Source organism: Streptomonospora litoralis (assembly GCF_004323735.1).
In the GTDB taxonomy this organism is placed as follows: domain Bacteria; phylum Actinomycetota; class Actinomycetes; order Streptosporangiales; family Streptosporangiaceae; genus Streptomonospora; species Streptomonospora litoralis.
Window position 1 is genome coordinate 911,898 of sequence record NZ_CP036455.1, and the last position, 26,386, is coordinate 938,283.

Genomic DNA, 26,386 nt, shown 5'->3' on the forward strand with positions numbered 1-26,386 from the left:
AGCCGCCGGTCCGCGGGCGGAGAACGAAGAGGGAAGGTATGAGTTGACAGCGTCCGACTCCGACTCCGACGCCGGTGCCCCGGCCCGGCCGAGCACCCGTCGTGCAGTACTGCGCCTGGGCGCGCCCATCATCGTCGCCAACCTGGTCAACGTCTTCCTGCCGTTCGTGGTGCTTGCCCTGATGGGACGGATGAGCGACGAGGCCGTCTACCTGCGCTCGCTCTTCCTGCCGATGTCCCAGCTCTTCGTTGCGTTCGTCGTCGCCGTGGACATGAGCAACCAGGTAGCCGTCGCGGTGGCCCATGGGGCAAAGCGGCGCACTGACGTCGTCGCCACGACGGTCAACACGGCGCGCATCGCCTTCGGCGGGGGAATCGTGCTCGTCGCGGCGCTCGCCGCGGCCGCACCCCTGTTCGCCGACCTGCTCCACGTCGAGGAGGCGGCCCGGGCCGAGTTCCTCGCCTTCGCGCGCTGGACGTCGGCCGCCCTGGTGCTCCAGTTCGGCCCGGCCGTGTGCGCCTCGGCGCTGCGAGGGATCGGGCGGGCACAGGCGGCGATGGCGGTCGTGGCCACCCTGGCGGTACTGGAGACCGCCGGTGTGGTCGTGGTCGGTCTGTGGGCGGGCATGGGGCCGATGAGCCTCCCGGCGAGCATCGCGGTCTCCAGCGTGTGCGCAGCGGCCGTAGGGCTGGTGCTGCTGCGGCGCGAGGGACTGGGCGGCGCCGCCTGGATGCTGCCTCTCAGTGCCGAGCCCGCCCGCTGGCTGCTGCGGGTGGGCGTGCCCGTGGCGGGGACGCATCTGCTGCTGACCGGTTTCACCACGGCGCAGCTGAGCGTGATCGGTCCCTATGGGCCCGAGGCGGTGGCGGGTTTCGCCGCGGCCAATACCTTCCAGGGAGTCCTTCTGCAGCCGGCGATCGCGCTCGGCACCGCCACCGCGATCCTGCTCAACCAGAATGTCGGTGCCGGCCGCGGCGCCCGGCACGGCCGTACGCTCCGAGCCGGTATGGAGGCGGCCGTGGTGGTCTACGCCGCGATCGCCCTGGCCGTGTGGTCGGGGGCCGACCTCATCGGCGCCGTGGCCAGTGCCAATCCCGCGATGGCCGCTGAGACCGCGCGCTTCTTCGCCATCGTCGGCCTCACTTACGTGCTCATGGGAAGCCTGCTGACGCTGTTCACCATCATGGAACAGGTCGGCATGGGCTTTTCGGCCCTCACCCTGAACATCGCCTATTTCGCCGCGCTGGTGGTGGTCGGTGCGCATGTCAGCGCGCGTATGGGCGATCCCGATGGGCTGTACTGGACGCTGGCCGTGGGCAATGTGATCGGCCCCACCTGCGCGGTGGCGGTCGTCCCCCTCGTCTTGCGCCGGTTGCGCGAGCGCACCGCCGCGGCCGCCGCGGCCGCCCCGGCCGTCGGCGGGGACACTGCGCCCGCCCCCATGGCAGATGCGAGAACGGAGTCCGACCAGTGAACGCCGACACCCGAACTGTCCACACCCGCACCGTCCCCGCACCGGGGCGGCCCGACCGCGCCCCTCTCACTTGGGGGCAGCGCCAGGTCTACCGGGACATGCACCGCGCCGCGGCCGGCAAACCCTACAACGACGGCGGCGGCATCCGGCTGCCGGAAGGGCTGGACCTGGATGCGGCGCTCGACGTCGTCGTCGCGCTGGTCCAGCGCCACGAGTCGCTGCGCACGACCGTCGGACCCGGGTCCGACGGCGCGCTCGTCCAGCGCGTGGCGGACTCGTGCGAGCTGCGCATCGAGGTCGTCGAACTGCCGGACAGCGCCCTCGACGAGGTGCTGTCGCTGGTGGCTGCCGAAGAGGAGCGCTTGCTCGGCACCGTCTTCGACGTCTCCGCCGATCCGCTGGTGCGCCCGGTCGTCTTCTGCCACCGCGGCGTTCCGGGGGGCGTTTCGCTGGCCGTGCCGAAGATCGCGGCGGATCTGGCCGGAGTCCGGCTGCTGATGGCCGACCTCGCCGCTCTGGCCGAGTCGGCCGCGAGCGGACGGCCGGCGCCGCCGCCTCCCGAGGGCCGGCAGCCCTTCGACCAGGCGCTGTACGAGCAGTCGGCGGACGGCCGCCGGGTCGAGGCCAGTGCGTTGCGCCGCATCCGCGAGGAATACGCCGCGTTCCCCGCCCGCCTGTTCGGACCGCCCGCCGAGCCCATGCCGCAGCGCTACTGGCGCGGCGGGATCGTTTCCCGGGCGATTCCGATGGCCGCTGGTGCGATCGCGGCGCGCCGGCGAACCGGTACCACCGTCGTCCTGCTCGCCGCCGCGTCGGCCGTGCTAGCCCACAGCGCGGGCCGGTCCGGTATCGGCCTGCAGCTCATCTCCCGCAATCGTCACGCAGCGGACCAGCGCGCAGTCGTCGGCACGGTCGTGCAGAACGTGCCCGCGGTACTGCGGGTCGGCGGACTCGGATTCACCGAGCTTCTCACCGCGACGTGGTCGCGGACGATGCGCGCCTACCGGGCAGCGCAGTTCGACCTCGCCCGCGCGGCCGACGTGCTGGCGGAGGTCGAGAGATCCCGCGGCGAGACCGTCGACGCCGACTGCTACTTCAACGACACCCGCGCCGACCACGCGCCCGGTCCGAACGCGGCCGCAGCGGACTCCGCCGATATCCGCGCGGCACAGGCCGAAACCGAGTTCCGCTGGGAGGAGCGCGTCGAGCACGACGCGCTGAGCGTCTTCGTCGAGGTCTTCGACCATCCCGGCCGGACCGGACTGATGCGCCTGTGCATGTACGTCGATACGGCCCAGGTGCCACCGGGGCTGGCCAGGCGGATGCTGCTGGCGGTGGAGAGGCTGCTGGTGGAGGCGTCCGACAGGGATTTGTCCGCCGCCGAAGTGGCATCGCTCGCCGCAGTCGAGCCCAGCGACGCCGACCGCGCCGAGGACCCCGGAGACGGCCGGCGGAGCGCGTCGTGGCGGACCCGCGGCACGCCGGGATAGGCCGCGTAAGGGCAGGGCCGTATCGGTCCGGCTCCCTCGTGCAGTCGGGCCGTGCTGCCCCCCAGCGGCTGGTGCGGCCCCACCACCCGCGGCCGGGCTGCGGGCCGACGGTGAAATGTGCGGCGGCCCGGTCGGCAGTGCAGCCATGCATCCGGAAGAAAGGTTTCCAGTTTCTAGTGAATTCCGTGTTTAGAATTGTGTGCATCGGCGGCCGACTGAAATGCTAGTGGGCCTGGGTGATTTCATCCGCTGAGCTGGCTTGCGTCGCGGCTGGTCAGGAGGTCTAGAGAAGGTAGAGCGGACGTGCGATGAACGCGTAGTTCGCCCACCGGTACGCCGCAGGAATGCTCGCGACCCCCGGTAGCCCGCCCAGCACCTCGATCGCCGCACCACGCAGCAGCGCCATGTTCTGCGGAGCGTTGCCCGTGCACCCTCGCGAGGCGTCCTCGCCCGAGCTCACATCGCGGATGTGGTGGCGCACCGATGCCCCAGTGCCCGCGCACCAGGAACGCCGGCTCCGAGGCTGTGGCGCGTCCGGCCGTGCGCACCACCTGACGGGCGTGGGGAAGCACGATTCTCGGTGCGGTCAGCGCCCTCGCGGGTGGCTTCCACCACCGGCGCCTGTTCCATGGCAGACCGGGGCGCAACGGGGGCCTTGGAGGGCAAAGAGGTGGGGGCCCGGTTCTTCCAGCGGGCTCCGTTGTTGTGTGTGCGGGCTACTCTAGGATCGCTACGGGGCTGTGACCAGTACTGCCATCACCCGCCCCCGACTTTGAAACCGCCCTGGGCCTGGGTGGGGGCCGTCTCGATGAGGCCTTCGGTGATGGCTCGGGCGACGGTGGCCGCGCGATTATGCGCGCCGAGTTTCGCCATGACGCTACTCACCAGGCGTTTGGCTCCGTTCTCGGAAATCTTCAACCGCGCGGCGATCTGACGGTTTGTGAGTCCGGCGGCCATGAGCTTGAGTGCCTCGGTCTGCCGGTCGGTGAGCACGGACCGCGGCGCGCGCGCCGCGGAGTGCGCCCGGCGGGCCTGGTCGATGAGCGCGTGGGCGAGCCGAGTGGGCATGGAGGGCTCGCGGGACAGCGCTTGGCGCAGCGCGGCCTCCAGGTGCGCCATGGACAGGTCCTCTTGCGCCAGAAAGCCGTCCGCCAGCGGGATCCCGTACCGGTCGGCGGTAGCGGCACCCGGGCCGAGCAACTGCAGCAGGTAGGGGCGTCCGTCCAGTTCGCCCAGCGTCACCGGATCGATCAGGCGGCGCTCGGCGTCGCAGGCGATGACCAGGTCGTGGCCGCGGCCGGAGAGCACGTCGAGGAATTGCGATCGCCCGGAGCGCACGGCCACCGAACTCACCTGCGTCATGCCGCTGACCATGGAGTTGATTCCGTGGCGCAGGAGATCACTGCGGATGAATAGCACGACCTTCATCGGGGAACTCCTCCGGTTCTCGGCGAATGCAGGTGGCCGCTCTTCTTGGAGCGATGAGGTGGGAGCGCTCCCATATCGCCCTGGATCATGTTATCCGAAATTGTAGAAGTGTCCAATGCGCGAGCGCGGCGTATTTTAGTGTCGGCCTTGATGCAATCTGTAATATCCGCCGATCAATGCAGTGTCCCCTCGTTTTGGCGCCGAGGTCTCGAATCGATTCTCCTCATCGGGAATGGATGCTGCCGACGAGGTCGCGCCGCTCGGTTCTCCGGAGCGAAGATCATTTCGGGATGCCGCGCGGAAGGGGCGGGGCCGGCGGTGGTTTCAGTCGTTCACCAGGCGTTCTATCGCGGCGGCCACCGCCTCGGCGCACGGGTGCACCCGCGCCCGCAGGTCGCCGCTCCAGGTCTCCTCGGAGTACCGGTGGTTCCGGTAGAGATCGCGCGCGTGCCGGAGCACAGGGCGGTGCTCCTGTGGCAGCCGCTCCAGGGCCCAGTCGGCGGCGGCGTCCTTGGGTCTCACCTCTCCGGTGGAGACCGTGGTCCAGATGCGCGCGAGCGTCAGTACGGCGTTGCGGGTGTCGCTGTCGAGTTCGCCGAGCAGCTCCGGAACGCCCGCCACGCTCGCCCGCACCAGGTCCGCGTGCGGGACGGGGGCGAACACCCGCGCCGGCGGAGGGCCGACGAGAGGGCGATCGCCGGCGAGCACGAGGGTGACCAGTAGGGCCAGGTCCGGCATGGGTTCGGGCCGGGGCACGCGGCCGGACTCGAACTCCTCGCGCAGCCACTCGCCGTAGAGGAAGTCACCGGTCGGCGGGAAGCGCCACGGGCACACCCGGGAGGCGACGACCACGGTCAGTTCGACCGGGCGCAGCCCGCCGGTGAAGCCGGAGAGTGCGAGCAGTCCGTCCAGCAGCCTTCTGCGCTGCTCCTCGTCCATCGACCGCCGCGCCACGGCGAGCAGGTCCACATCGCTGGCGGGGCGGAGCCCGCCGAGCACGGCGGAACCGTGCAGGTAGACGCCCACAGTGTCGCTACCGAGCACGTCGCCGGCCAGCTGTGCCACTCTGCCGACCTGGTCCATAGCGCCAGTCTCGGACATCGGCCGCGCGGACGCATCCGGATTCGAGGCCGGCACCGCCCGCCCGCAGGCGGACCGCCGCCGCGCGAAGGCGCACCGGGGCCGGTGATGCGGCGGATACCGCGGATCGCCCCGGATTGTCATGGGGGTCTGGTGAACTAGGAGGGGTGAACTCATCCCCGTACCGTCTTGTGCGGCGTGTGCATGCCGAGGCGCAGCCGCCGAGCCTGGACGAGAACCAGCGCAGGGTCGTCGCCCACCCGGGCGGACCGCTGCTGGTGCTGGCCGGGCCCGGGACGGGCAAGACCACCACCGTCGTCGAGGCGGTCGTCGACCGCATCGAGAACCGCGGCGTCGACCCGGCGCACGTCCTGGTGCTGACCTTCAGCCGCAAGGCGGCCCAGGAACTGCGCGAACGTATTACCGCGCGACTGCGCCGCACCACCCGCGAGCCGCTTGCGCTCACCTTCCACAGCTACGCCTATGCGCTCATCCGGCGCGAGTTCGGCCGCCATGGCGACCACCCGCCGCGTCTGCTGTCGGGGCCGGAGCAGCTGATGGAGGTCCGCGAACTGCTGTCGGGGGAGTTCGGCGACGGCGCCGCCATGTGGCCCGAGCGGCTGCGCCCCGCGCTGCAGACCCGCGGATTCGCCGAGGAACTGCGCGACTTCCTGATGCGCGCGCAGGAGCGGGGCTTCGACTCCGCCGACCTCGACCGCCTCGGCCGCGAGCACCGCCGCGACGACTGGGTCGCCGTCGGCGACTTCCTGGACCGCTACATCGGGCGTTTCGACGTCGCCCCGGTGCCCACGTTCAACTACGCCGAGCTGGTACGCGTCGCGGCCAACCTGCTCGCCGACCCCGAGGTCCAGGCCCGCGAGCGCGCGGCCCGCGAGGTCGTCTTCGTCGACGAGTACCAGGACACCGACCCCGCCCAGGAGGAGCTGCTGCACGCGCTGGCGGGCGAGGGCCGCGACCTCGTCGCGGTCGGCGACCCCGACCAGTCCGTCTACGGCTTCCGCGGCGCCGACGTGCGCAACATCCTGGAGTTCCCGCAGCGTTTCCCCCGCTTCGGCGGTGCGCCCGCACCCGTCGTCGCGCTGCGCACGTGCCGGCGCAGCGGTGCCGGACTGCTCGCGGCCTCCCGCGGCGTCGCCCGGCGCCTGCCCGCGGCCCCCGCCGCCGGCGGCGGGCCGGTGAACGCGCATCGCGCCCTGGAACCCGCCGGCACCGCACCGGCGGGCGACGCGCAGGTGCTGATGGCCGAAAGCCCGGCGCAGGAAGCGGCGGTCATCGCCGACATCCTGCGCCGCGCCCACCTCATGGACGGCGTTCCGTGGTCGCGCATGGCGGTGCTGGTTCGCTCCGCCACCCGGCAGTTGCCGACGCTGCGCCGTGCGCTGTCCGCCGCCGGGGTCCCCGTGGCGGTCGGCGGCGACGAGATGCCACTGGCCGTCGAGCCGATCGTGCGCGCGCTGCTGCTGCTGATCCGCTGCGCGCTGCGCCCCGAGACCATCGACGAGGCGGCCGCCCACGAACTCCTCACCAGCCAGTTCGGCGAGGCCGACACGGTCCGGTTGCGCCGGCTGGCCCGTGCACTGCGCCGCCTCGACCTGGACTACCGCGCCGCCGAGCGCCGGGAGCGCGAAGAGGCGGCGGGCCAGCCTCCCGCGGAGCCCGAGACCGGAGCCGACGGCCGGGAGCCGGCCTCCGGTGACGGTGCCCGAGGGGCCGACACCGGTGCGGCAGGCTCGCCCGGCGGATCCGGTGACCCCGCCGCTACGAGCGCGGGTGACGGTGCCGGCACGGCCGCCGCCGACGGGGCCGAACCCCTCGGCGAACCCGCGCACGGCCATCCCCGGGGCAACCGCCCCGCCTCGGCGCTGATCGCCGACGCGCTGCGCGACCCCCGCGAGCTCGTCCTCGTCGATCCCGACGTCGCCGCCCCCGCCCGGCGCATCGCCGGCTACCTGCGGCTGATCCGCGACCGCGCCGCCGGCGGCGCCTCGGCCGAGGACGTGCTGTGGGAGGTCTGGCGGGCCGGCGGCCTCTCCGAGCGGCTGCTGCGCGCCAGCCAGGCCGGTGGACGCCGCGGTGCGGCGGCCGACCGCGACCTGGACGCGGTCGTCGCGCTGTTCGAGAGCGCAGCCCGCTACTGCGACCGGCTGCCCCCCGGTCTTCCGCTGGGCTTCCTGGAGGACCTGGAGGCCCAGGAGATCCCCGCGGACAGCCTCGCCGAGCGCGCCCCCGAGGGCGAGGCCGTGCGCATCCTCACCGCACACCGGTCCAAGGGCCTGGAGTGGGACCTCACCGTGGTCGCCGGCGTTCAGGAGGGCGACTGGCCCGACCTGCGGCTGCGCGGCTCGCTGCTGGGCGTCGAGCAGCTCGTCGACACCGCCGCGGGCTTCGGCGCGCCCCCCGGAGGCGATCCCGCCGCGTCGGCCGGCGCCGCGGGCGCCGCCGTGGCCTCCAAGCTGCTCGACGAGGAGCGCCGGCTCTTCTACGTGGCCGTCACCCGCGCCCGCCGCCGCCTGGTCGTCACGGCCGTGGGCGGCGACGACACCGAAGAGCGCCCGTCGCGCTTCCTCACCGAGCTCGGCCTGGGCGAGCCCGAGCGCGTCAGCACCGGCCGCCGCTGGCTGTCGCTGTCCGCGCTCGTGGCCGACCTGCGTTCGGTGGTCACCGACTCCGAACGCCCCGACCCGGTGCGCCGCGCCGCGGCGGCCCACCTCGCCCGCCTCGCCGACGAGGGGGTGCGCGGCGCGGATCCCGGCGAGTGGTACGCCCTGACGCCCGTCTCCGACGACCGCCCTCTGGTGGAGGGCCCCGACGACGGCGCCATCCGCGTCTCGCCCTCCCAAGTCGAGCGCTTCACGACCTGCGAGCTGCGCTGGCTGCTGGAGAACGCCGCCGGAGCATCCTCGATGGAGATGACCTCGGCGCTGGGGAGTATCGTGCACGCCGTCGCCGTACTCGTCGCCGACGGCGCCGGGATGGAGGACATCCGGCGCCGCATGGACGACATCTGGTCCGAACTGGACTTCGGTGGCCCGTGGTTCGCCGGCAAGGAGCGGGAACGCGCCGACGAGATGGTGCGCAAGCTCATCGCCTGGCACGAAACCGGCGAGCGCGAACTGGTCGTGACCGAGGAGGGATTCAAGGTCGACATCGGCGGTATCGAGATCACCGGGCGCGTCGACCGGCTGGAGAAGGACGCCCAGGGCCGCGCGGTGGTCGTCGACGTCAAGACCGGTAGCAGCAAGCCCGCCGACGGCGAGCTCGCGCGCCATCCGCAGCTCGGGGTGTACCAACTCGCCGTGCTCAAGTCGGCGTTCGCCGAGTTCGGCCTGTCCGAACCCGGCGGCGCCGAGCTCGTGCAGGTGGGCAAGGCCGCATACAAGAACGACGCCCGCACCCAGGGCCAGCCGCCGCTCGGCGAGGACCCCGACCCGCACTGGTCGGAGGACCTCGTGCGCGGCGTCGCCGAAGGCATGTCGGGCGCCCGCTTCCAGGCCGTGCGCAACGACTTCTGCGACTCCTGCGCAGTGCGCTCCAGCTGCCCGGCCCACGACGAGGGGAAGCGCGTGTGACCGCCGCGGAGCAGAGCACCGCCGAGGCCGCCGGCGCCGCGGCGGAGTCCCCCCGACGCAGGCTGAGCCCCGCCGAGTTGGCGCGCATGCTGGGCCAGCCCGAGCCCACCGCCGAGCAGGCCGCCGTCATCTCCGCGCCGCTGGAGCCCGGCGTGGTCGTCGCCGGTGCCGGATCCGGCAAGAGCGAGACCATGGCCGGCCGCGTGGTGTGGCTGGTGGCCAACGGTCTGGTCCGCCCCGAGCATGTCCTGGGGCTGACGTTCACCCGCAAGGCGGCCGCGGAACTGGCCGAGCGGGTGCGCAAGCGGCTGGACCAGCTGCGCGCGACCGAGCAGGTGCCCGAAGAGGTCCTCGACGGCGACCCGGCGGTGTCCACCTACAACTCCTACGCCGCCCGCCTCGTCGGCGACCACGCGCTGCGTGAGGCGGTCGAGCCCTCCACCCGCCTCATCAGCGAGGGCCAGTCCTACCAGCTCGCCGCCCGGATCGTCGCCGACTACGACGGGCCGATGGACGCCGTGACGGTCGGGCCGCGCGCAGTCACCGACCGGGTGCTGGAGCTGGCCGGGGAACTTTCCGACCACCTGCGCACCCCCGACGACGTGCGCGGCATCGGCTCCTGGATCGAACGCGCCGTGGCGGGACTGCCCGCCAAGCCGCAGGCCGACACCCGCGGCCTGGCCGAGGTGCAGCGCCGCCGCGAGCAGCTGCTGCCGCTGGTCGAGAGCTACATCGCGGCCAAGCAGGACCGCGAGGTCATGGACTACGGCGACCAGGTCGCGCTGGCGGCCCGCATCGCGACGCGCCACGCGGAGGTCGGGCTGATCGAGCAGAGCCGCTTCCGGGTCGTGCTGCTGGACGAGTACCAGGACACCAGCCACGCCCAACTGGTCCTGCTGCGGGCGCTCTTCGGCGGCGGCCACCCCGTTACGGCGGTGGGCGACCCCTGCCAATCGATCTACGGCTGGCGCGGCGCCAGTTCGGGCAACCTGACGAGCTTCCCCACCGACTTCCCCGAGGCGCCGGGGCGCCCGGCCCCCGTCCGCAAGCTCGCCACCAGCTTCCGCAACGGCGAGCGCGTCCTGGAGGTCGCCCGGCGGATCTCCGAACCGCTGCGCGAGGAGAGCGGGTATGTACCCGTGCTCTACCCGGGGGCGGCGCGTCGCGGTCGCGGGACGGTGGACTGCGGGCTGTTCCGCACCGAGACCGAGGAGGCCCGCTGGATCGCCGGCCGGATCGCGGAGTGCGTCGATGGGCCCGCCCACGTTGCCCCCGACGGCGCCGAGTGGCCGAGTGGCGAGGGCGGCCGCGGCCTGAGCTGGGGCGACGTGGCGGTGCTGTGCCGCAAGCGCTCCCAGTTCCCCGTACTGCGCGAGGCGCTGGAAGACCGCCGAATCCCGGTCGAGGTGGTCGGCCTGGGCGGGCTGATGACGGTGCCGGAGGTGCGCGACATCGTCGCCACGCTGCGGGTGCTGTACGACCCCACTGCCGGCAACGAGCTGGCGCGGCTGCTGACCGGCCCCCGCTGGCGCATGGGCCCGCGCGATCTCGTCGCGCTGGGCGAGCGGGCCGCCGAACTCGCCAAGGAGACGCGGCGCGACCTCACCGCCGCGGCGCAGCAGCCGCAGGACGACGACGGCGACGAGGACCTGCTGCGCCGCACCGTGCTCGACCTGACCGCCGAGAGCGGCAGCCTCGTCGACGCCCTGGACGACCCCGGGCCGCCTGACCGCTACTCCCGGACCGGGCACCGCCGCCTGGCCGACCTCGGCGACGAGATGCGCGCCCTGCGGCGCTCCGCGTCCCAGCCGCTGCCCGACCTCATCTCCGAGATCGAGCGCACCCTGGGCTTGGACATCGAGGTGGCGGCGCGACCGGGGCGCGACCCCGTGGCCGCGCGCGCCGACCTCGACGCGTTTCTGGACGCGGCGGTGCGCTTCGTCGGCAACAGCGAGGACCCGACGCTGGGCACGTTCCTGAACTACCTGCGGTCGGCTGAGGACGCCGAGAAGGGCCTGGAACCGGGTGAGCGGGTCGGCGGCAGCGACTCGGTGAAGCTGATGACCGTGCACGCCGCCAAGGGACTGCAGTGGCCGCTGGTCGCCGTGCCGGGGCTGTCGGGCGGCACGGGGTCGCCGGTGTTCCCGACCAAGGCGCGCGACGCGGGCGGCTGGGTCAGAAAGGAGCAGAAGCTGCCGTTTCCGCTGCGCGGCGATTCCCACGGGCTGCCCAAGCTGGCCGACGTCGACAAGGAGAGCATCAAGGCGTTCGTCGCCGCCGACAGGGACCGGCACCGCATGGAGGAGCGCCGGCTGGCCTACGTCGCCGTTACGCGCGCCTCCTTCGGCCTGCTGTGCTCGGGCCACTGGTGGGGCCACAGCAGCGCGAGCAGGCGCGGCCCCTCGGACTTCCTGGAGGAGATCCGGGGGGCCTGCGAACAGGGCGCCGGAACCGTCGCGGACTGGGCCGACCCCCCGGAGGAGGGCGAGGCCAATCCGCAGACCACCGAGACCGCGCCCGTTCCGTGGCCGCAGCGTCCCGACGAGCAGGAGGACGCGGCGGCGCGCCGCCACCGCGAGATCCTGGAGGGGGCCGAACTGGTCGCCCGGGCGCGGCGGAGTGCGGCGCAGGCGGACAGAGAGACAGCCGCAGGCGCAGATACAGATACAGACACAGACACAGACACAGACACAGCATCCAAGGCCGGTTCAGGCGCGGAATCGGCGGCCGCCGCGCCGGTCGAGGGCGGTCGGCCGGCGGCTGGCGGCGAGCCGGTGCCGGGCGGTGATCGCGGCCCGGACGAGCCGGCGCGCCAAGAGCAGGAGGGCCGCGGCGACGGCGTCGAGGCCGGGGGGACCGTAGGCGAGCGATGGCTCGCGCTGCTCGACCGCGCCCGGATGCCGGCGCACATGCGGCGCCGACTGGACGGTTGGAACCGAGACACCGACCTGCTTCTGGCGCACCGCGACTCCGCGCCGGGCGGCGGCGACGGCACAATCCCCGTCGAACTGCCCGCGCACCTGTCGGTCTCCTCTCTGGTGGCGCTGGCCCGTGACCCCGCCGCACTGGCCCGCCAGATCCGCCGCCCGCTGCCGCGCCCGCCCGCACCGCACACGCGGCGCGGCACCGCGTTCCACGCCTGGCTGGAGCAGCGGTTCGGACAGCAGAGTCTGCTGGGCCCCGGTGAACTCCCCGGCGCCGCCGACGACGGCGCCGGGGCCGACGAGGACCTGGCCGAGATGCAGCGCCGCTTCGACGAAGGCGAGTGGGGCGCGCGGACCCCCCTGGACGTGGAGGTCCCGTTCGAGACGATCATCGGCGACCGCCTGGTGCGCGGGCGGATGGACGCGGTCTTCCACGACGAGGGAAGCGGCACCTACGACGTCGTCGACTGGAAAACCGGCCGACCACCCCAGACGGCCGCCGAGCGCCGCGCGGTCGCCGTCCAGCTGGCGGCCTACCGTGTCGCCTGGGCGGAGCTCGCCGGGGTGCCGCTCGACAGTGTCCGGGCGGCCTTCCACTACGTGCGCGCGGAGGAAACCGTCCGCCCCGCCGACCTCCTCGACGCCGAGGGCCTGGCCGCACTGCTGGAGGACCTGCCGGAGGCCTGAGTCGTGTTTAAGAACGCCCGGCGATGATCTTGCTCAGATGGCGACTCACCGAGCACGTGGTTTTCGCCAAAGAACGGCCCGGCTTTGGTGATTTCCGCGCGTTGGACGAGTGGGCTCCCCCGAAAGTGCGGCGACTGGAACTCCTCGTGATTCGGGCGCCCCGCGACCGATGAGTTCCGGGGCCGGCCCCGGTCTCAACCCTGAATCCGCCGAAGCCGGACCCGACCCCGAAGGAGCGACACCATGTCCGATCTCCAGACCCGCACGGTGGACGCACCCGGCGCGACCATCCACTACGACGTCCGCGGCGACCTTTCCGACGCCGACGCGGCGCGGCCCGTTCTCATGCTGGTGGGCTCGCCGATGGACGCGAGCGGTTTCGCGACGCTGGCGGGACACTTCGCCGACCGGCCGGTCGTGACCTACGACCCCCGCGGAGCCGGACGCAGCGTCCGCACCGACGGCGCTTCGGAGACCACGCCCGAGGAGCACGCCGACGACCTGCGCCGGGTGATCGAGGCGCTCGGCGTCGACCGCGTCGATCTGTTCGGCAGCAGCGGTGGAGCGGTCAACTCGCTGGTATTGGTGTCCCGACACCCCCAGCGGGTGCGAACCTTGGTGGCCCACGAGCCGCCGACAGCCGAGGTCCTGCCGGACCGCGAGCAGGTGGAGGCCGTGAGCCGGGACATCCACGACACGTACCAGAGCCGGGGCATGGGGCCCGCGATGGCGAAATTCATCAAGCTCACCCAGCAGACGGGCCCCCTACCCGACAGCTACCTCGACGAGCCCGCTCCGGACCCTGCGGCGTACGGGCTGCCCACCGAGGACGACGGCTCGCGCGACGATCCCCTGCTGGGGCAGAACATGCGGACCTGCTCCGCCTACCGGCTCGACTTCGGCGCCCTGGCTGCCGCCCCCGGCCGGGTCGTCATCGCGGCGGGCGAGGAATCCGCCGACGAGATGACCGGGCGAGCTGCGGCCGGGGTCGCCAAGCGGCTGGGAACCGAGCTGGTCGTCTTCCCCAGTCACCACGGCGGCTACCTGGGCGGGGAGTTCGGCATGGAGGGGAAGCCGGAGGCGTTCGCTGCGGCGCTGCGGAAGGTGCTGTCGGAGAGTTGATGCGCGGTCGCCCGGTCGGCCTCGGTGCGCGGGTGCGTGGCCGCGGTCGTTGCCACGCACCCGCGCAGGAACCGGCCGGGGAGACGCCTCAGCCCTCGACGCAGCGGGTCGGCAGCGCCGTCGGGGACATGCCGGACTCGGCGGGAAACGCGAGCACGTCGTCCACACGCAGGTGGTCCACGACGGCGTCGTGGACCAGGATCCGCTGGTCCGAGCCCTCGCGGCAGGCCACCGTCACCAGTTCCGCGGCGAGCTCCGGCCGCGGCCACGGCAGGGACCACGTCCGATCGGTCGAAGCCACGGCGAAGGCGGCCGGCGATCCCGCGTTGCGCCCCAGCGCCTCCCCGCCGTCCACCACGGCGAACGCCCGGCCGTACGCGGCGGTCCGGCTCCGCCGGGCCGCCGACGGTCGGGGCCGCGACGCTGAAGCCGCGCAGCCGGAGCCGCGAGGCGGAGGCGAGGATGTCGGCGCACTCCACCGGAGCGGCCGCGTCCATGCCGGAGGTCGGCGGATCTCGTCGCCGCTCTTGCCCGGGCCGCACAGCGAGATACGCGTGCCGGGACACGCGCGCCGTACGGTGCGCAGGTCTTCGCTGCGGTGCACGTCGAACCCCGAGGTGTGTCCGGCGAGGACCGTCAGGAGTTCGGAACGGGGAGCGCGTACCGGAATCCGCAGGTCGGTCCCAGGAGGGAGCGACGCGCGGAGCCGGTGGGCCTGGTCCGCGATGCAGGGGAGGTCGTAGACACGGAGGGGGAACAGCCCGGAACCGGTTCGGTGGACGAACTCGTGGACGCGCTTCGGCAATTCGATCATGGGGGACTCCTAGCGCCGTTCGCTGGAGCCTTACTACCCACCGGGGAGCGGCGGTGTGTACGCCGTTCCCGGACTCGGGGCGCAGCCGGTACCGGCTGCGGACCCCGGGGGACGGACGTCCATGCAGGTGAACGCGGACACGGCCGTTGCGCGGTGGCCGGTTGTGGCAAGGCGACAACCGGGCACGGGTGATCGCGACGGTTCCCGCCGCGGTCGCGACCAGAGCCGTGGGCGGGCGTGGCAGCGGCCCGATGCGCTTGGCGGCAAGCCGGCGCACGCGCTTCGCCGGTCCGTGCCCCGTTGCCGCGGCCTCCGGGTGCGGCTCCGCGGGCACTGGACCCGGTCGGTGGTCAAGGCGGCCCGGGTCCGCTGGGCGGCCTTGTCGCTTGCCGGGCGGCGGGCTGCTTGAACGACGGAAGCGGCGGCAACGGCGGCGGGGGTGGAGCCCGTGCCATCGGTCCGGGTGGCTCACCGGTTGCGCGCCCGACGGCGCGCCGGGCATGGTCCGGGGGCTTTCGGCGCCGACGTGGCCCTGGAGACCTCTCGGCAGGTGATCCGGAGTCCGTTTATCCGCTATGCCGGTTTCCGGGGGAACCTCCGCGGCGAAAATCCCACGGATCGGCCCGAGCCCTGGGATTATCGCCGCGAAGACCCGGGGGTCGGCCTCAACCGGTGCCAGGGCCGCGCAGCGCAGCGCGGGCGCCGCCGCAGGCGACAGCGAGCCGGGTGGATCGGCGCGCGGAACTCGGTGACTCGACGTAGTACTACTGGAGCAGGGTCGACGCTGCCGCGACGAAGCCGACCGCTGCCAGGGCGACCGCGGCGCGTACGGCCGAACGGCGCAGGGCACCGCGCGACCACGGGTCCTCGAAGCGGCGGGCCGCAGCGGTGATAGCTGCCAGTACCGCGGCGATCGGCAGCAGCCATGCCAGGCGGGCCGCCGCCCAGGCGGGGTGGTCGGGCGCGTCGGTAAGACCGGGGATCGTGCCGAGCTGCGCGCCGGCGGCGGCCACCAGCACCAGGGCGGTCAGGTGCCAGCAGAACACCGTCAGCGCGCACAGGTTCAGGCCCGCGACCGCGGCCCACGGCGCCGGGCGGCTCAGCAGCCGCTCCAGCGGTGCGCGCAGCAGCACCGCGGCACCGATCTGGGCCGCGGCCAGCGCGGGGATCAGCAGCGACGGCGGCGCGGCGTTGGACCGCTCGGCGCCGGGCACCCCGACCGCGCTCACCGGGTAGCCGAAGTGCACGAGCGCGAGCAGCCCCGCCGCCCCGCCGAGCAGCAGCGCAAGCCCCGTGGAGGGCGAGAGGCGCCCGCTGTTCCAGCTCACGCCGAGCTGGTGCGCGAACAGCCACGCGGTGAGGACGTTGGCGTAGGCGAGTTGTTCCGCGAACACCGGATCCCGATCCCACGGCCCGTACCGCGTCAGATCGACCGCCGCGACCGCCGCCGCCGGCAGCAGCGCCGCCGCGGCACCCCAGCGCCGGTCGGCGGCCTCCGCCAGCGGAGTCAGTGCCGTCACCGCCGCGTAGACGACGATGAACCACAGCGGTTGCAGGGTCAGCAGAGCACCCGTGCGCAGCGTCTCCGCCGGGATGCCGAGGAGCGCGCCGAGGACGAGCGCCGCGCCCCACACCGCCGCCACCAGCAGCACCGGCCGTGCGAGCCGCGCCAGCCGGACGCGCAGCCAGTGCCCGTAGCGCTCGCCGCGCTCGCGTGAGCGCCTGCGGCCGCGCGCCGCGACGCAGCCCCCGACGAAGAAGAACAGCGCGAGCGTGTTCAGCAGCCAGCTCGCCGCGGCGAGGTCGGGCATCGACTGGAGCGGACTGGCGGTGCGCAGGCCGCCGTCCTCGCCTCGCACCAGCCCGGTAACCAGCCAGTGGCCCAGCACGACACCGCAGACGGCCACGGCGCGTATCCCGTCGACGGCCCGTTCGCGTGAGGCCGGAGTCGCCCGGTCGATCCGCGCGGCCGCTGAGCGGACGGCCGCGCCCGGAGCGCGCGGCCGGGCACGCGCAGGCCGACGACCTTCCGGCGGCCCGGAGACGGCGGGGCGGTGAGTCTGATTCCGGTCGGCTGCCGACTCGGCGTCGGCTCCGCCGCCTGCGGGCGTTCCCGACGGCGATGCGCCGGTGTCCGCGGCGTCCGTCACGGCCGGTCCCCGGCGACTGCGTCGCCTTCGCCGAGCGAGATGGAGGCTGTGCCCGCCAGGGCGGCGCTGCCCGGGTGGTAGTAACGGGTGTGCCCGCTGATGTCGCCGGCGGCGAAGCGGGTCGCGCCGAAGTCGGGGTTCATCGGGTCGCCGCCCAACCCGAGCGGTCCGATGCGGAGGCTGGGCACCCACGCGATCCAGTCGCCGGGCGCCCGGGTCGTCCAGACCCGCGCGCGGATCGCGTCGGCATCGGCGACGCCCATCCCGGGGCTGGCCAGCGCGACGACGTCCCCGGCCACGCCCGGCCGCGTCGCCGCAAGCCCGCACACGGCCGTTCCATAGCTGTGGCAGGCCAGGGTCACGTGGGCGTCGGCGGGCAGCACATCCCGGGTGAAGCGGACCAGCGCGTCCGCGCCCTGCTCGGCCGCGCCGAGGTGGGCCAGCTCGGGGCCGTACCCCTGCGGTGGGAGGTAGCCCAGCCACACGACGACGGCGGTCTTCCGGCCGGGCGCGCGTTCGCGCATCTCCGCGTGCAGGGCGCGGCCGTTGGCCAGCGGTACCGCGCCGGGATGGGCGCCGCTCGCGCGAAAGTTCGCGCGTGTCTGGCCCGACCCGGGGACGACCACGGCCACGTGCTCCGCGTTGTCGAGGCCGCCCAGGACCTCCACCACGCGTCCGCTGCCGGCGGGGTCGTCGGCCAGCAGGCGGTGCCCGTCCACCGTCGTCTCGGCGTAGTTCAGCGGCGGCACGGGTGCCGCGGTCTCCGCCGCCGTATAGGGGCGCCCGCCGCATCCCAGGCCGACAGCGGCCAGCAGCGCGCCGAGGAGCAGAACCGGTAACCGTCGCGTCATGGGTCATGACGCTAGGGAGCGGGCTGCCGGATCCGCGTCGCCGCCGAGAGCGAATCCGCGCCTACCCCTTGCGGGCTATGCGCATTCGACGGTGCGACTGTGCTCGGGGCTGCGGTACGCGGCCCCGCCGCTAACTAAGCCGTGTTTAAGAACGCCGGCCTGCTGTGCGGCCTTGTTGGTCTGCCGGGCGGCGGGTGGCCTGCGGGGAAAGGCGGCGGCGAGGTCGGCGGTGGGCTGGGCTCCGCGGTTGTCGGGTCGGGTGCCTGACGGTGGCGGCGGTTGGCGGGGGCGGCGACGACGCCGGCCGGGCCTGGGGTGGTCGGCGTCGGTCACCTGCCTCGGCTGCGGGTGGGCGAGCCCCGGGGGCGCCGCCCGGTCGTCGGGCGGGCCTGATGCGAGGCTCTCGGCGGCGGTCATGCGGCCGGGTCGGGGGCACGAGTCGCACGTATGTGCGGCGGCATCCGCCTCGGCGTCGCTCCGAGGCGCCACCCTCGCACTGTCATTCCGCGATACGAAACAACGCGGGGTGTTTTGTCCACTAATGCCCGAGTTCCCGGTGGGCCCGCGCCCGTGCTGCGGCGGCGAGGGCGCACGAGGCGCACCGAATGGCGCGAAAACAGTCCCGGGGGTCAACTTTTCGTGCGTCTCGTGGCCGCTGCGTCCGCCGAGGTCGCCCGCAAATCGGTCATAGGACCCCAAAAGTCCACCCCATCGGGCGGTGGAGTCCCCGGCGGCCGCGCCCGGGCACCACGAGCGACGTGTCGTCGCCCCCCGACCTCCGATCCGGCGCGCCACCGGGCCGTTCTTCGGGCAGGACCGCGCCACACCGCGCGGCCTCCGGCCTGCGCGGGCCCGGCCGTAACACGGCGGCGGCGCTTCCCAGTCCCCGCGCCCGCTATGTCCGAGGTGCCGGAGTCGACCGCGGCGATCGTGGCGAAAATCCCAATGAAGGCCGCTGGATTTCGTCATACGGGCACGACCGTCCCGCCGCCCTGCCGCCATCACGGACACACGGTCCCCTTCCCGGAACCCGGCACCCGCACCGCCCCTCGCCGGGCGGGCCACTACCGGCCACCGGTACCGACACCTGCGAACTCGGCCCCACCGCTGCCGTCGCCGCCCTCGTCGCGCGGACCACCGGCGAGCACCCGAAGCGATGGGCACGGGCCCAGCCCCCGCCGTCCTCGGCGCTGCTTTTCCGCAAGATCGCCCGTCATCCGGCAGACCAACAAGGCCGCCCAGCGGAGCCGACCCGCCACCGTCCTCGGTGCCCGCTGCTCCCCGTCAATCAGCCCGCCGCTCGGCAGGGGCAAGGCCAAGGGCAAGTCGGCATAGCGGCCCCGAGCTCCACGGCCCGCCCGCCCATGGGAGCCGGATCGATCCAGCACTCCTTCGACAGGGCTTAAACGAGCCCGTTCTCGTAGGCGAAGACGACCGCCTGCGTGCGGTCGCGCAGCGAGAGCTTGGTGAGGATGCGGCCGACGTGGGTCTTCACGGTCTGTTCGGCGAGGAACAGCTCTTCGGCGATCTCCCCGTTGGACAGGCCGCGTGCCACCTGGCGCAGCACGTCGGCCTCGCGCGGGGTCAGCTCCCCGACGGCCTCGGGGCGGGCGTGGATCTTCTCCCGGCGGCGCGCCGCGATGTCGGCGATCAGCCTCCGGGTGATCGAAGGTGCGAGCAGCGCCTCGCCCTCGGCGACGACGCGCACGGCGGAGCGCAGGTCGTCCACGGTGGCGTCCTTGAGCAGGAATCCGCTGGCTCCCGCGCCCAGGGCCTCGTAGACGTACTCGTCGAGGTCGAAGGTTGTGAGCATGAGCACCCGGGGGCCGTGTTCGCCGGTCTCGCCGACGATCTCGCGGGTGGCGGCGAGGCCGCTCATCGTGGGCATGCGCACGTCCATGACCACCACGTCGGGGTGGTGCTCGCGCGTCAGCGCCACAGCCTCGCCGCCGTCGGCGGCCTGGGCCACGACCGAAATGTCCTCGGCGGCGTCCAGCAGAGTGGCGATGCCGTCGCGGACCATGTCCTGGTCGTCGGCGACGATGACGGTGATGGGCACGGCGGACAGCCTAGCCTGGTTCGGCGCCGTCGTCGGCGGGCCCGTGCGCGCCGCTAGCTACGGGAAGCTCGGCGACGACGTCGAACCCGCCGTCCCCGGTGGGCGCGGCCCGCAGGCTGCCGCCGAGCATGGCGGTGCGTTCGCGCATGCCCACCAGGCCGTGGCCGCCGGAGTCGAGCGCCGCGGGATGGGGGCTTCCTCGCTCGCCGCCGCCCTGTTCGTGGCCTTCGCCGACCGGTGGGCCGTTGACCACCCGAACGGTGAGCGTCGCCGCGGTGCGGGACACGGTGACGGCGACCGGCGCTCCGGGGGCGTGGCGCCCCGCGTTGCTCAGCGACTCCTGCACGATCCGGTAGGCCGAGACGTCCGCTGCGCCGGGCAGGCCGCGGGCCGCCGCGCGCGCCGCCTCCGGGCCGCCCTCCAGCGTGACGTCGATGGACGCGCGGCGCGCGCTCTCCACGAGGTCGGGCAGCATCGCCAGCCCCGGTTGGGGAGCGTCCTCGGGGACCTCGTCCTCCTCGCGCAGCAGCCCGACGACGCGGCGCATCTCGGCGAGCGCGTCGCGGGCCGCGTCGCGGACGGTGGTGAACGTGGCCGCGGGACCGGCGTCCAGACCGGGGAACTTGTACGGTGCCGCGTCGGCCTGGATGGCGATCATGGACATGTGGTGGGAGACCACGTCGTGCAGTTCACGGGCGATGCGGGAGCGCTCCTCCAGCACCGCCTGCCGGGCGCGGCCGCGGCGGCGCAGCGCGCTCTCCCGGGCCAGCCGCCGCTGCGCGGCGCGGCGGCCGCGGACGTTGTAGCCGAACAGCAGCACGGCGCCGGCGACGACCGCGATCCAGAAGGTCTGGCCCGGGTGCGTCCTGACGAGGGGGTAGGCGGCGAAGATATCGGCGACGACGGTGACCAGCCCGACCCCGACGGTGGTCCGCCCCGGGTAGTTGACGGCTACCGTGTAGAGCACGATCGGCAGGATGAGCAGGGCTGCCGCGGGCCACGGCCACAGCAGGTACGTCGGCAGGTACGGCGAGGCCGTGTTGACGGTGAAGAGTCCGACGAACAGGCCGGCCGCCATGATCCGCCAGGTCAGCAGGGGAGCCAGCGGCAGCAGGGCGAACGGCAGGCCGATCACCGCGCCCAGTAGGACCGCCAGCGTCGGGTCCACCTGGTGCATCTGGACGAGCTGCGCGGCGACGAGCGCGGCGAGGCCCGTGCTGATACCGAGCAGCAGGAACCAGGCCGTCACCTCTCGGGGCTGCACCGGCGGGACGGGGCGGTCGGCCATCCCGGAGCCGGTCGGCTCCGCCTGGCCGGTCTCGGCCCGCTCGTCGGGCAGCAGCAGCCACAGCAGCAGGTAGGCGGCGACGCCGAGGGGGAACGAGACGATCGGGAAGAGGATACGCAGCGTGATGGTCATCAGCTCGGAGCCCCGCCCCAGCCCTGCGCACACGCCCCCGATGATCCGGCCGTGCAGAGGGCGGATCGGACCGTGGAACAGCCGCAGCGGGCCCTGGGGGCGGCCGCCCGGAGTGCGCCACAGCGCATCCAGAACGGCGCGGACCACGGTCCTCGGGCCGGGGACGCGGTTCCCGTTGTGGTCGGCGGCGGAGTCCTCGGCGCCGAGGCCGCGCGGATCGCCGCGGCCGTCCGTTTCGCCGGTCAGGGCAGGAGTTTCGGCGCCGGCAGCGGCGTCGGCCGAGATCCGCGCGACGGGGGCGCGCGGGGCGCCGACGCTTCGGGGGCGCGCGGCGGGCGGCTCGGGGCGCAGGCGTCCGGTGTCGGCGCGCCGCATGCGCACGTTGTCGCCGAGGAGCAACGCCGCGGCCGCCGCGGTCGTGCACCACAGGCCCGCCGCCGCGTCGACCGGAGCGATCGCGGTGATCGCGACCACCGCCACCGCGGTGCACACGCCCACGGCGGCGACGGTGGACCCGTCGTGCTGGGTGCCCACGAGGAACAGCACGAGCAGGTAGGCCAGGGCGGCGGCCGTCGGGAACGGCAGACCGGGCGCATCCCCGATCGCGAGCAACAGCCCGACCACCGCCAGCGTCGCGGCCATCAGCCGCCAGGTCAGCAGCACCGAGACCCGTAGCGCCAGCAGCGGCGCGCCGAGGGCGAGACCGAACAGGGACGCGTAGAACGATCCGGCGGTGGAGGGGAGTTGGGCGGCGCAGGCCGCGCCCGTGCCGAGCGCGGCCGCGGCGACGGCGAGGATCCCGTCGGTGCGCTCCCGCCCCTCGGCCGAGGGGCGTTCGGCCAGCCGCAGCAGCCACAGCAGCGGGTAGATCAGCAGCGGCACGACGAAGACCGCGAACCGCCGCCGCACCCAGGCAGCGGGGAGCCCGTTCCGGGCCGCGATCGCCGCGCAGACACCGCCGAGCAGAGGTGGGGCGGTGTCCTCGCGCTCAGGTTCCGCGGCGGGCAGCCACCGCCGTACGTCCCGCGGCCGCCGAAGCAGCGCGTCGGCCGCAGCGGCTACCAGTACATCGGTACCGCGCCGACGCGCCGTCCGCGAATCGCGCCCCTCTGCCGTCCGCCCGGGGCCCGTGCCCCCCGCGGCCTCGTCCTCGTCGGCCATTTCCGCTCACCGTCGGGCGTCCCGCCGCATCCACCCCCGCCGGGCCGCAGGGACGCCGAGACAGCAGCCCGGTACCCGGCTCACTCTAGGCCGCGGTACCGCGACAGGCATCCCGCGCAGGTATCACCCCGGCGTAGCTCGCAGGGATCCCCGGTGGGCGGCGCAGGTGCGCCGACCCACGTGCGGGACGGGTCCCTACGCGGTTCCGGCACCTGCTTGCGCACCGGGATCGCCGCGGCCCTTTCGAGCACCGGCGACCCGTGGACCGGCACGAAGGGGCGCGACGGCTTCGATCCCGCCGGCGGAGGCTCGCCGGGGCACACGCTTCGCGGGCCGTTCCCGAGCCCCGATCCCCTCCCAAAGGGCGGCCGCCCCGTGCCCTGTCCGGCGCCGGCCGCACCCCTGCGCGCGGGGAGATACGCGTAATCGCGTGCAGGACAGGACTTAGGCTCGGTGGCAGCGGTCATCCGCCGCGGAGTCGGTCGGCTGGGAAGGAAGCGGTCGGGTATGGACGTGCGCGGTTACGTCGAAGGGCATCGGGGCGACTTCGTCGCCGCGCTCAAGGAGTGGGTGGCAATCCCCTCGGTGTCGGCCGATCCCGAACACCACGGCGACGTGCGGCGCTCGGCGGAGTGGCTGCGCGACCACCTCGCCGCCACCGGGTTCCCGACGGTGGAGGTCTGGGAGACCGACGGCCTGCCCGCCGTCTTCGCCGAATGGCCGGCCGAGGACCCCGACGCGCCCGTCGTGCTCGTCTACGGCCACCACGACGTCCAGCCCGCCCGCGTCGCGGACGGGTGGGACACCGAGCCTTTCGCGCCCGAGGAGCGCGGTGACCGGCTGGTCGGGCGAGGGACCTCCGACGACAAGGGCCAGGTGCTCTTCCACGCCCTGGCGGTGCGGGCCGGGCTCGCGGCCTCCGGTCGGAGCGCGCCCCCGGTGACGCTGCGGATGCTGATCGAGGGCGAGGAGGAGTCGGGCTCCCCGCACTTCCCCGCGCTGCTCGAACGCCACCGTGACCGCCTGGCCTGCGACGTCGTGGTGATCTCCGACACGACCATGTGGGCCGCCGACACGCCGTCCATGTGCGTCGGGATGCGCGGACTCACCGACTGCGAGATCACCGTCACCGGCCCCGAGACCGACGTGCACAGCGGCTCCTTCGGCGGTGCGATCCCCAATCCCGCCCGCGCCGTGGCCGACCTGCTCGCCGGCCTGCACGACGACGCCGGCCGCGTCGCTGTTCCCGGGTTCTACGACGACGTCGCCGAGATCAGCGAAGAGGAGCGGGCCCTCATCGCCAAACTGCCCTTCGACGAGGCCGAGTGGCTGCGCACGGCCGGAAGCCCGGCCGCCTCCGGCGAAGCCGGCTACAGCACGCTGGAACGCGTCTGGGTGCGGCCGACCGCCGAGATCAACGGGATGTGGAGCGGGCACACCGGCGCGGGCGCGAAGACGATCGTGCCGCGCTCGGCCCACGCGAAGGTCAGCTTCCGGCTGGTGCCCGGCCAGGAGCCCGCCCGCATCCAGGAGTGCGTGCGCGCGTTCGTGGCCGACCGCGTCCCCGCCGGCCTGCACGCCGATGTCGTCTTCGGCGGTCCGGGCGTCCGGGCCTGCGCCTCCGACATCGGCTCCGAAGCGGTCCGGTCGGCGCGCTCGGCGATGGAGCGGGCGTTCGGTACCGAGGTCCTGTTCACCCGCGAGGGCGGCAGCGGCCCCGAGGCCGACATCGCCGACATCCTGGGCGCGCCGCTGGTCTTCGTCGCCGTCGGGCTGGACGAGGACCGCATCCACGCGCCGAACGAGAAGGTCGAGATCCCGCTGCTGCTCAAGGGCGCCGAGAGCGCCGCCTACCTGTGGGAGCGGCTGGGCCGGGCGCCGCGGACCGGGTGAGCGCGGACCGCGCAGCGCCGGCGGAAGCGCCGGACGCGGCGCTGGAAGGGGGCCCCTGCGTCCCGCCACCCGCCTACGATGAGAAGAGCCGATGCTTGACGAGACACCCGCGCTTTCCCGCGGGACCATCGACCCCGCCGGCCACCGGCGCGGCGACGACGCATGGCTGGAGAAGGCGTGGGCCGACCCCGAGGCCCGCGTCCTGGTGCTCGAATCCGGCGACCCCGCCTCCGAAGGCAGGTACGCCTTGCTGGCCCGCCGGTCGCGCACCCTGGTCGCCGCCGACGCAGGCGAGCCGCGACTGGTCTTCGCCTCTCCCGCCCAGGCCCCCGAGGGTGAGCGGTTCCTGCTCGGGGTCGACGACGACGGCCGCGCGTACTTCGCCGTACTCGCCCCGGGCGAAGGCGGGTTCCCCGACATCCGCGGCACCGAACCGGCCTCGCTGCGCGACATGGGCGCCGTGCTGGGCGACCGCGACTCGGGCCTGTTCACCCGCGCCGTCGCGCTGGCCCACTGGAACGCCACCCACCGCTTCTGCCCCGCCTGCGGCGCGTCCGCCCGCTCCGCGGGCGCCGGCCATCTGCGGGTGTGCACTCGCGAGGGCACGGAGCAGTACCCGCGCACCGACCCCGCGGTGATCATGCTGGTGCACCGCGAGTCCGCGGGGGCCGAGGAGTGCCTGCTCGCCCACAACCCGCGCTGGCCCGACAACCGCTACTCGGTGCTCGCCGGTTTCGTGGAGCCGGGGGAGTCCCTGGAGCAGGCGGTGGCGCGCGAGGTCGCCGAGGAGGTGGGGGTCTCCATCGCCGATCCCGTGTACCAGGCGTCCCAGCCGTGGCCGTTCCCGCGCAGCCTGATGCTCGGCTACACGGCCCGCGCCACCGGAAGCACCCGGCGCACCGACGACGAGGAGATATCCGACTTCCGCTGGTTCACCCGGCCCGCACTGCGGGAGGCCGTCGAATCCCGAGAGGTGCTCCTGCCGGGGACGGTCTCCATCGCCCGCAAGCTCATCGAGCACTGGTACGGCGACCGGCTGCCCGGGGAGTGGTAGGCCGCCGGGCCCCGTCACCCCGGCCGCCCGAGCGGGCGGTCATCGCCCGTGCCGGGGGCCGGATTCGGCCGCGGCGCCCTCGGCGGCGAGTTCGCCCGGCAGGGCGGTCAGCGGGTTGGTGGAGCTGGCCACCACTTCCCGGGCCATGTCGGCGACCTTGCGGCCGCGGGAGCGCGACGCCGAGCGCAGCAGTTCGAAAGCCTCGCGCGGGGTCAGCCGGTGGCGCTCGGCCAGCACGCCGATCGCCTGTTCGGTCACCACGCGGGTGTGCAGCGCGTGTTCGAGCTGGGCCACCGTCACCCGCAGCCGGGCCTCCTCGCCGTCCGCATCGGAGGCCCGCGGAGGAGCGGCGGGCGATGCGTTCCGGCGCTCCTCGGCGGCCAGCAGGTCGGCGAGGACGATGGCGTTGAGCAGGTCGGGCAGCTCCTCGCCGTCGTGTACGCGCCATCCCGTGGGCGTCCGCCGGATCACGGCCGCCGGAGCCTGCTCCGCCTCGGCCGTATCGGCAGTGCTGTTCGACGTCACGTCTTTCCCCAATTCCTCACTCCCCGTGAAATGCGCCGGCCGCCGTCCGTTGCGGGCGGCGGCCCTGGTGCCGCGCGATCACGGCATCGACGCCGCGAGCTTCTCCTTGACCTGTGCCGGCGACGGGTTGGTCAGCGCCGAACCGTCGGCGAAGACCAGCGTCGGAACGGTCTGGTTGCCGCCGTTCACGCTCATCACATACTCGGCGGCCTCGGGGCGCTGTTCGATGTCCACCTCTTCGACCCCGATGCCCTCGCGCGCCAGCTGGCTCTTCAACCGCTTGCAGAAGCCGCACCAGGGGGTGGTGTACATCGTGATCGGACCGCTGTCCTGGGTGGTCATCGCTCTGCCTCCTTAGATCTGCGGAGCGGGAACCGTATCGCGGGACCCGCCGTAAGCAACGTGGAACACCGTTCGTTTCCAACGTCGCACGGCGCTCGGACCTTCCCCGGCGCTTCTTCCGGACAGCTGGTGTGACGTGCCGCGCCGCACCGCGGTTCCGCGGGAGGTCCGGGGGCCGGTTCCGGCCATCGAAGCGGCGCGGCGCCCGTCCACAGGCGGCGCGATCCGCTTCCGCCGGGCACACGCGGCGGCCGAGACTTGAGAGACTGAGCGGATGGATGTGGTCGTCTGCTAGAGGCGGGCCGCACGTGGCCACTGAGAC

General features: G+C 73.8%; 17 protein-coding genes. 7 read left to right on the forward strand and 10 right to left on the reverse strand.

The annotated features are described in order from the left end of the window. Positions 1–43: 43 nt before the first annotated feature. Both EKD16_RS03980 and EKD16_RS03985 read left to right on the forward strand, forming a co-directional pair. On the forward strand, positions 44–1,474 hold the full coding sequence (locus EKD16_RS03980; protein WP_131097152.1) for an MATE family efflux transporter: 1,431 nt from the start codon (positions 44–46) through the stop codon (positions 1,472–1,474). Continuing rightward, positions 1,471–2,964 carry a condensation domain-containing protein gene (locus EKD16_RS03985; RefSeq protein WP_131097153.1) on the forward strand — a complete coding sequence of 498 codons (1,494 nt, stop codon included), beginning with the start codon at positions 1,471–1,473 and terminating at the stop codon, positions 2,962–2,964. The genes EKD16_RS03980 and EKD16_RS03985 overlap by 4 nt, the downstream gene beginning before the upstream one ends. A gap of 283 nt (positions 2,965–3,247) precedes the next feature. On the opposite strand, the gene EKD16_RS25185 is transcribed toward EKD16_RS03985, so the two are convergent. The 3 genes from EKD16_RS25185 to EKD16_RS03995 form a co-directional block, all read right to left on the reverse strand. Next, positions 3,248–3,424 carry a hypothetical protein gene (locus EKD16_RS25185; RefSeq protein WP_165498487.1) on the reverse strand — a complete coding sequence of 59 codons (177 nt, stop codon included), beginning with the start codon at positions 3,422–3,424 and terminating at the stop codon, positions 3,248–3,250. Between the two features lie 296 nt (positions 3,425–3,720). Next, positions 3,721–4,392 (reverse strand): helix-turn-helix transcriptional regulator, encoded by a 672-nt coding sequence (locus EKD16_RS03990; protein ID WP_131097154.1) that lies wholly within the window; start codon positions 4,390–4,392, stop codon positions 3,721–3,723. Between the two features lie 324 nt (positions 4,393–4,716). Beyond that, on the reverse strand, positions 4,717–5,475 hold the full coding sequence (locus tag EKD16_RS03995) for an aminoglycoside adenylyltransferase family protein (protein WP_131097155.1): 759 nt from the start codon (positions 5,473–5,475) through the stop codon (positions 4,717–4,719). Positions 5,476–5,663: 188 nt separating this feature from the next. On the opposite strand from EKD16_RS03995, the gene EKD16_RS04000 reads away from it, so the two are divergent. From EKD16_RS04000 to EKD16_RS04010, 3 genes are all read left to right on the forward strand, one after another. Further along, positions 5,664–9,062: an ATP-dependent helicase gene (locus tag EKD16_RS04000; protein ID WP_394347338.1), complete on the forward strand. Its 3,399-nt coding sequence runs from the start codon at positions 5,664–5,666 to the stop codon at positions 9,060–9,062. An 86-nt stretch (positions 9,063–9,148) separates the two neighbouring features. Further along, complete coding sequence (locus tag EKD16_RS04005; RefSeq protein WP_131101990.1) at positions 9,149–12,673, forward strand: ATP-dependent helicase; 3,525 nt, start codon at positions 9,149–9,151, stop codon at positions 12,671–12,673. A 243-nt stretch (positions 12,674–12,916) separates the two neighbouring features. Beyond that, positions 12,917–13,795 carry an alpha/beta fold hydrolase gene (locus EKD16_RS04010; protein ID WP_131097157.1) on the forward strand — a complete coding sequence of 293 codons (879 nt, stop codon included), beginning with the start codon at positions 12,917–12,919 and terminating at the stop codon, positions 13,793–13,795. Between the two features lie 88 nt (positions 13,796–13,883). Here EKD16_RS04010 and EKD16_RS04015 read toward each other — a convergent pair whose 3' ends face one another. The 5 genes from EKD16_RS04015 to EKD16_RS04035 all read right to left on the reverse strand — a co-directional run bounded on the left by EKD16_RS04015 (position 13,884) and on the right by EKD16_RS04035 (position 22,250). Next, positions 13,884–14,609 carry a type III PLP-dependent enzyme domain-containing protein gene (locus EKD16_RS04015; protein ID WP_131097158.1) on the reverse strand — a complete coding sequence of 242 codons (726 nt, stop codon included), beginning with the start codon at positions 14,607–14,609 and terminating at the stop codon, positions 13,884–13,886. Between the two features lie 764 nt (positions 14,610–15,373). Further along, positions 15,374–16,570 (reverse strand): acyltransferase family protein, encoded by a 1,197-nt coding sequence (locus EKD16_RS04020; RefSeq protein ID WP_131101992.1) that lies wholly within the window; start codon positions 16,568–16,570, stop codon positions 15,374–15,376. A 185-nt stretch (positions 16,571–16,755) separates the two neighbouring features. Continuing rightward, the gene (locus EKD16_RS04025) at positions 16,756–17,610 is read right to left on the reverse strand and encodes an alpha/beta hydrolase (RefSeq protein ID WP_131097159.1); all 855 of its coding nucleotides are present in this window, start codon (positions 17,608–17,610) and stop codon (positions 16,756–16,758) included. Between the two features lie 1,402 nt (positions 17,611–19,012). Further along, complete coding sequence (locus tag EKD16_RS04030) at positions 19,013–19,669, reverse strand: response regulator (protein ID WP_131097160.1); 657 nt, start codon at positions 19,667–19,669, stop codon at positions 19,013–19,015. 10 nt (positions 19,670–19,679) lie between these two features. After that, complete coding sequence (locus EKD16_RS04035) at positions 19,680–22,250, reverse strand: sensor histidine kinase (RefSeq protein ID WP_131097161.1); 2,571 nt, start codon at positions 22,248–22,250, stop codon at positions 19,680–19,682. A 507-nt stretch (positions 22,251–22,757) separates the two neighbouring features. Here EKD16_RS04035 and EKD16_RS04040 point away from each other — a divergent pair. Both EKD16_RS04040 and nudC read left to right on the forward strand, forming a co-directional pair. Beyond that, positions 22,758–24,143, forward strand: a complete 1,386-nt coding sequence (locus EKD16_RS04040; RefSeq protein WP_131097162.1) for a dipeptidase — start codon at positions 22,758–22,760, stop codon at positions 24,141–24,143. A 91-nt stretch (positions 24,144–24,234) separates the two neighbouring features. Next, the gene (nudC, locus tag EKD16_RS04045; RefSeq protein ID WP_131097163.1) at positions 24,235–25,197 is read left to right on the forward strand and encodes an NAD(+) diphosphatase; all 963 of its coding nucleotides are present in this window, start codon (positions 24,235–24,237) and stop codon (positions 25,195–25,197) included. Between the two features lie 39 nt (positions 25,198–25,236). Here nudC and EKD16_RS04050 read toward each other — a convergent pair whose 3' ends face one another. Together EKD16_RS04050 and EKD16_RS04055 are read right to left on the reverse strand one after the other, a co-directional pair. Next, complete coding sequence (locus tag EKD16_RS04050) at positions 25,237–25,722, reverse strand: ANTAR domain-containing protein (protein ID WP_131097164.1); 486 nt, start codon at positions 25,720–25,722, stop codon at positions 25,237–25,239. Between the two features lie 78 nt (positions 25,723–25,800). Further along, positions 25,801–26,064: a mycoredoxin gene (locus tag EKD16_RS04055; RefSeq protein ID WP_131097165.1), complete on the reverse strand. Its 264-nt coding sequence runs from the start codon at positions 26,062–26,064 to the stop codon at positions 25,801–25,803. Positions 26,065–26,386: the final 322 nt, after the last annotated feature.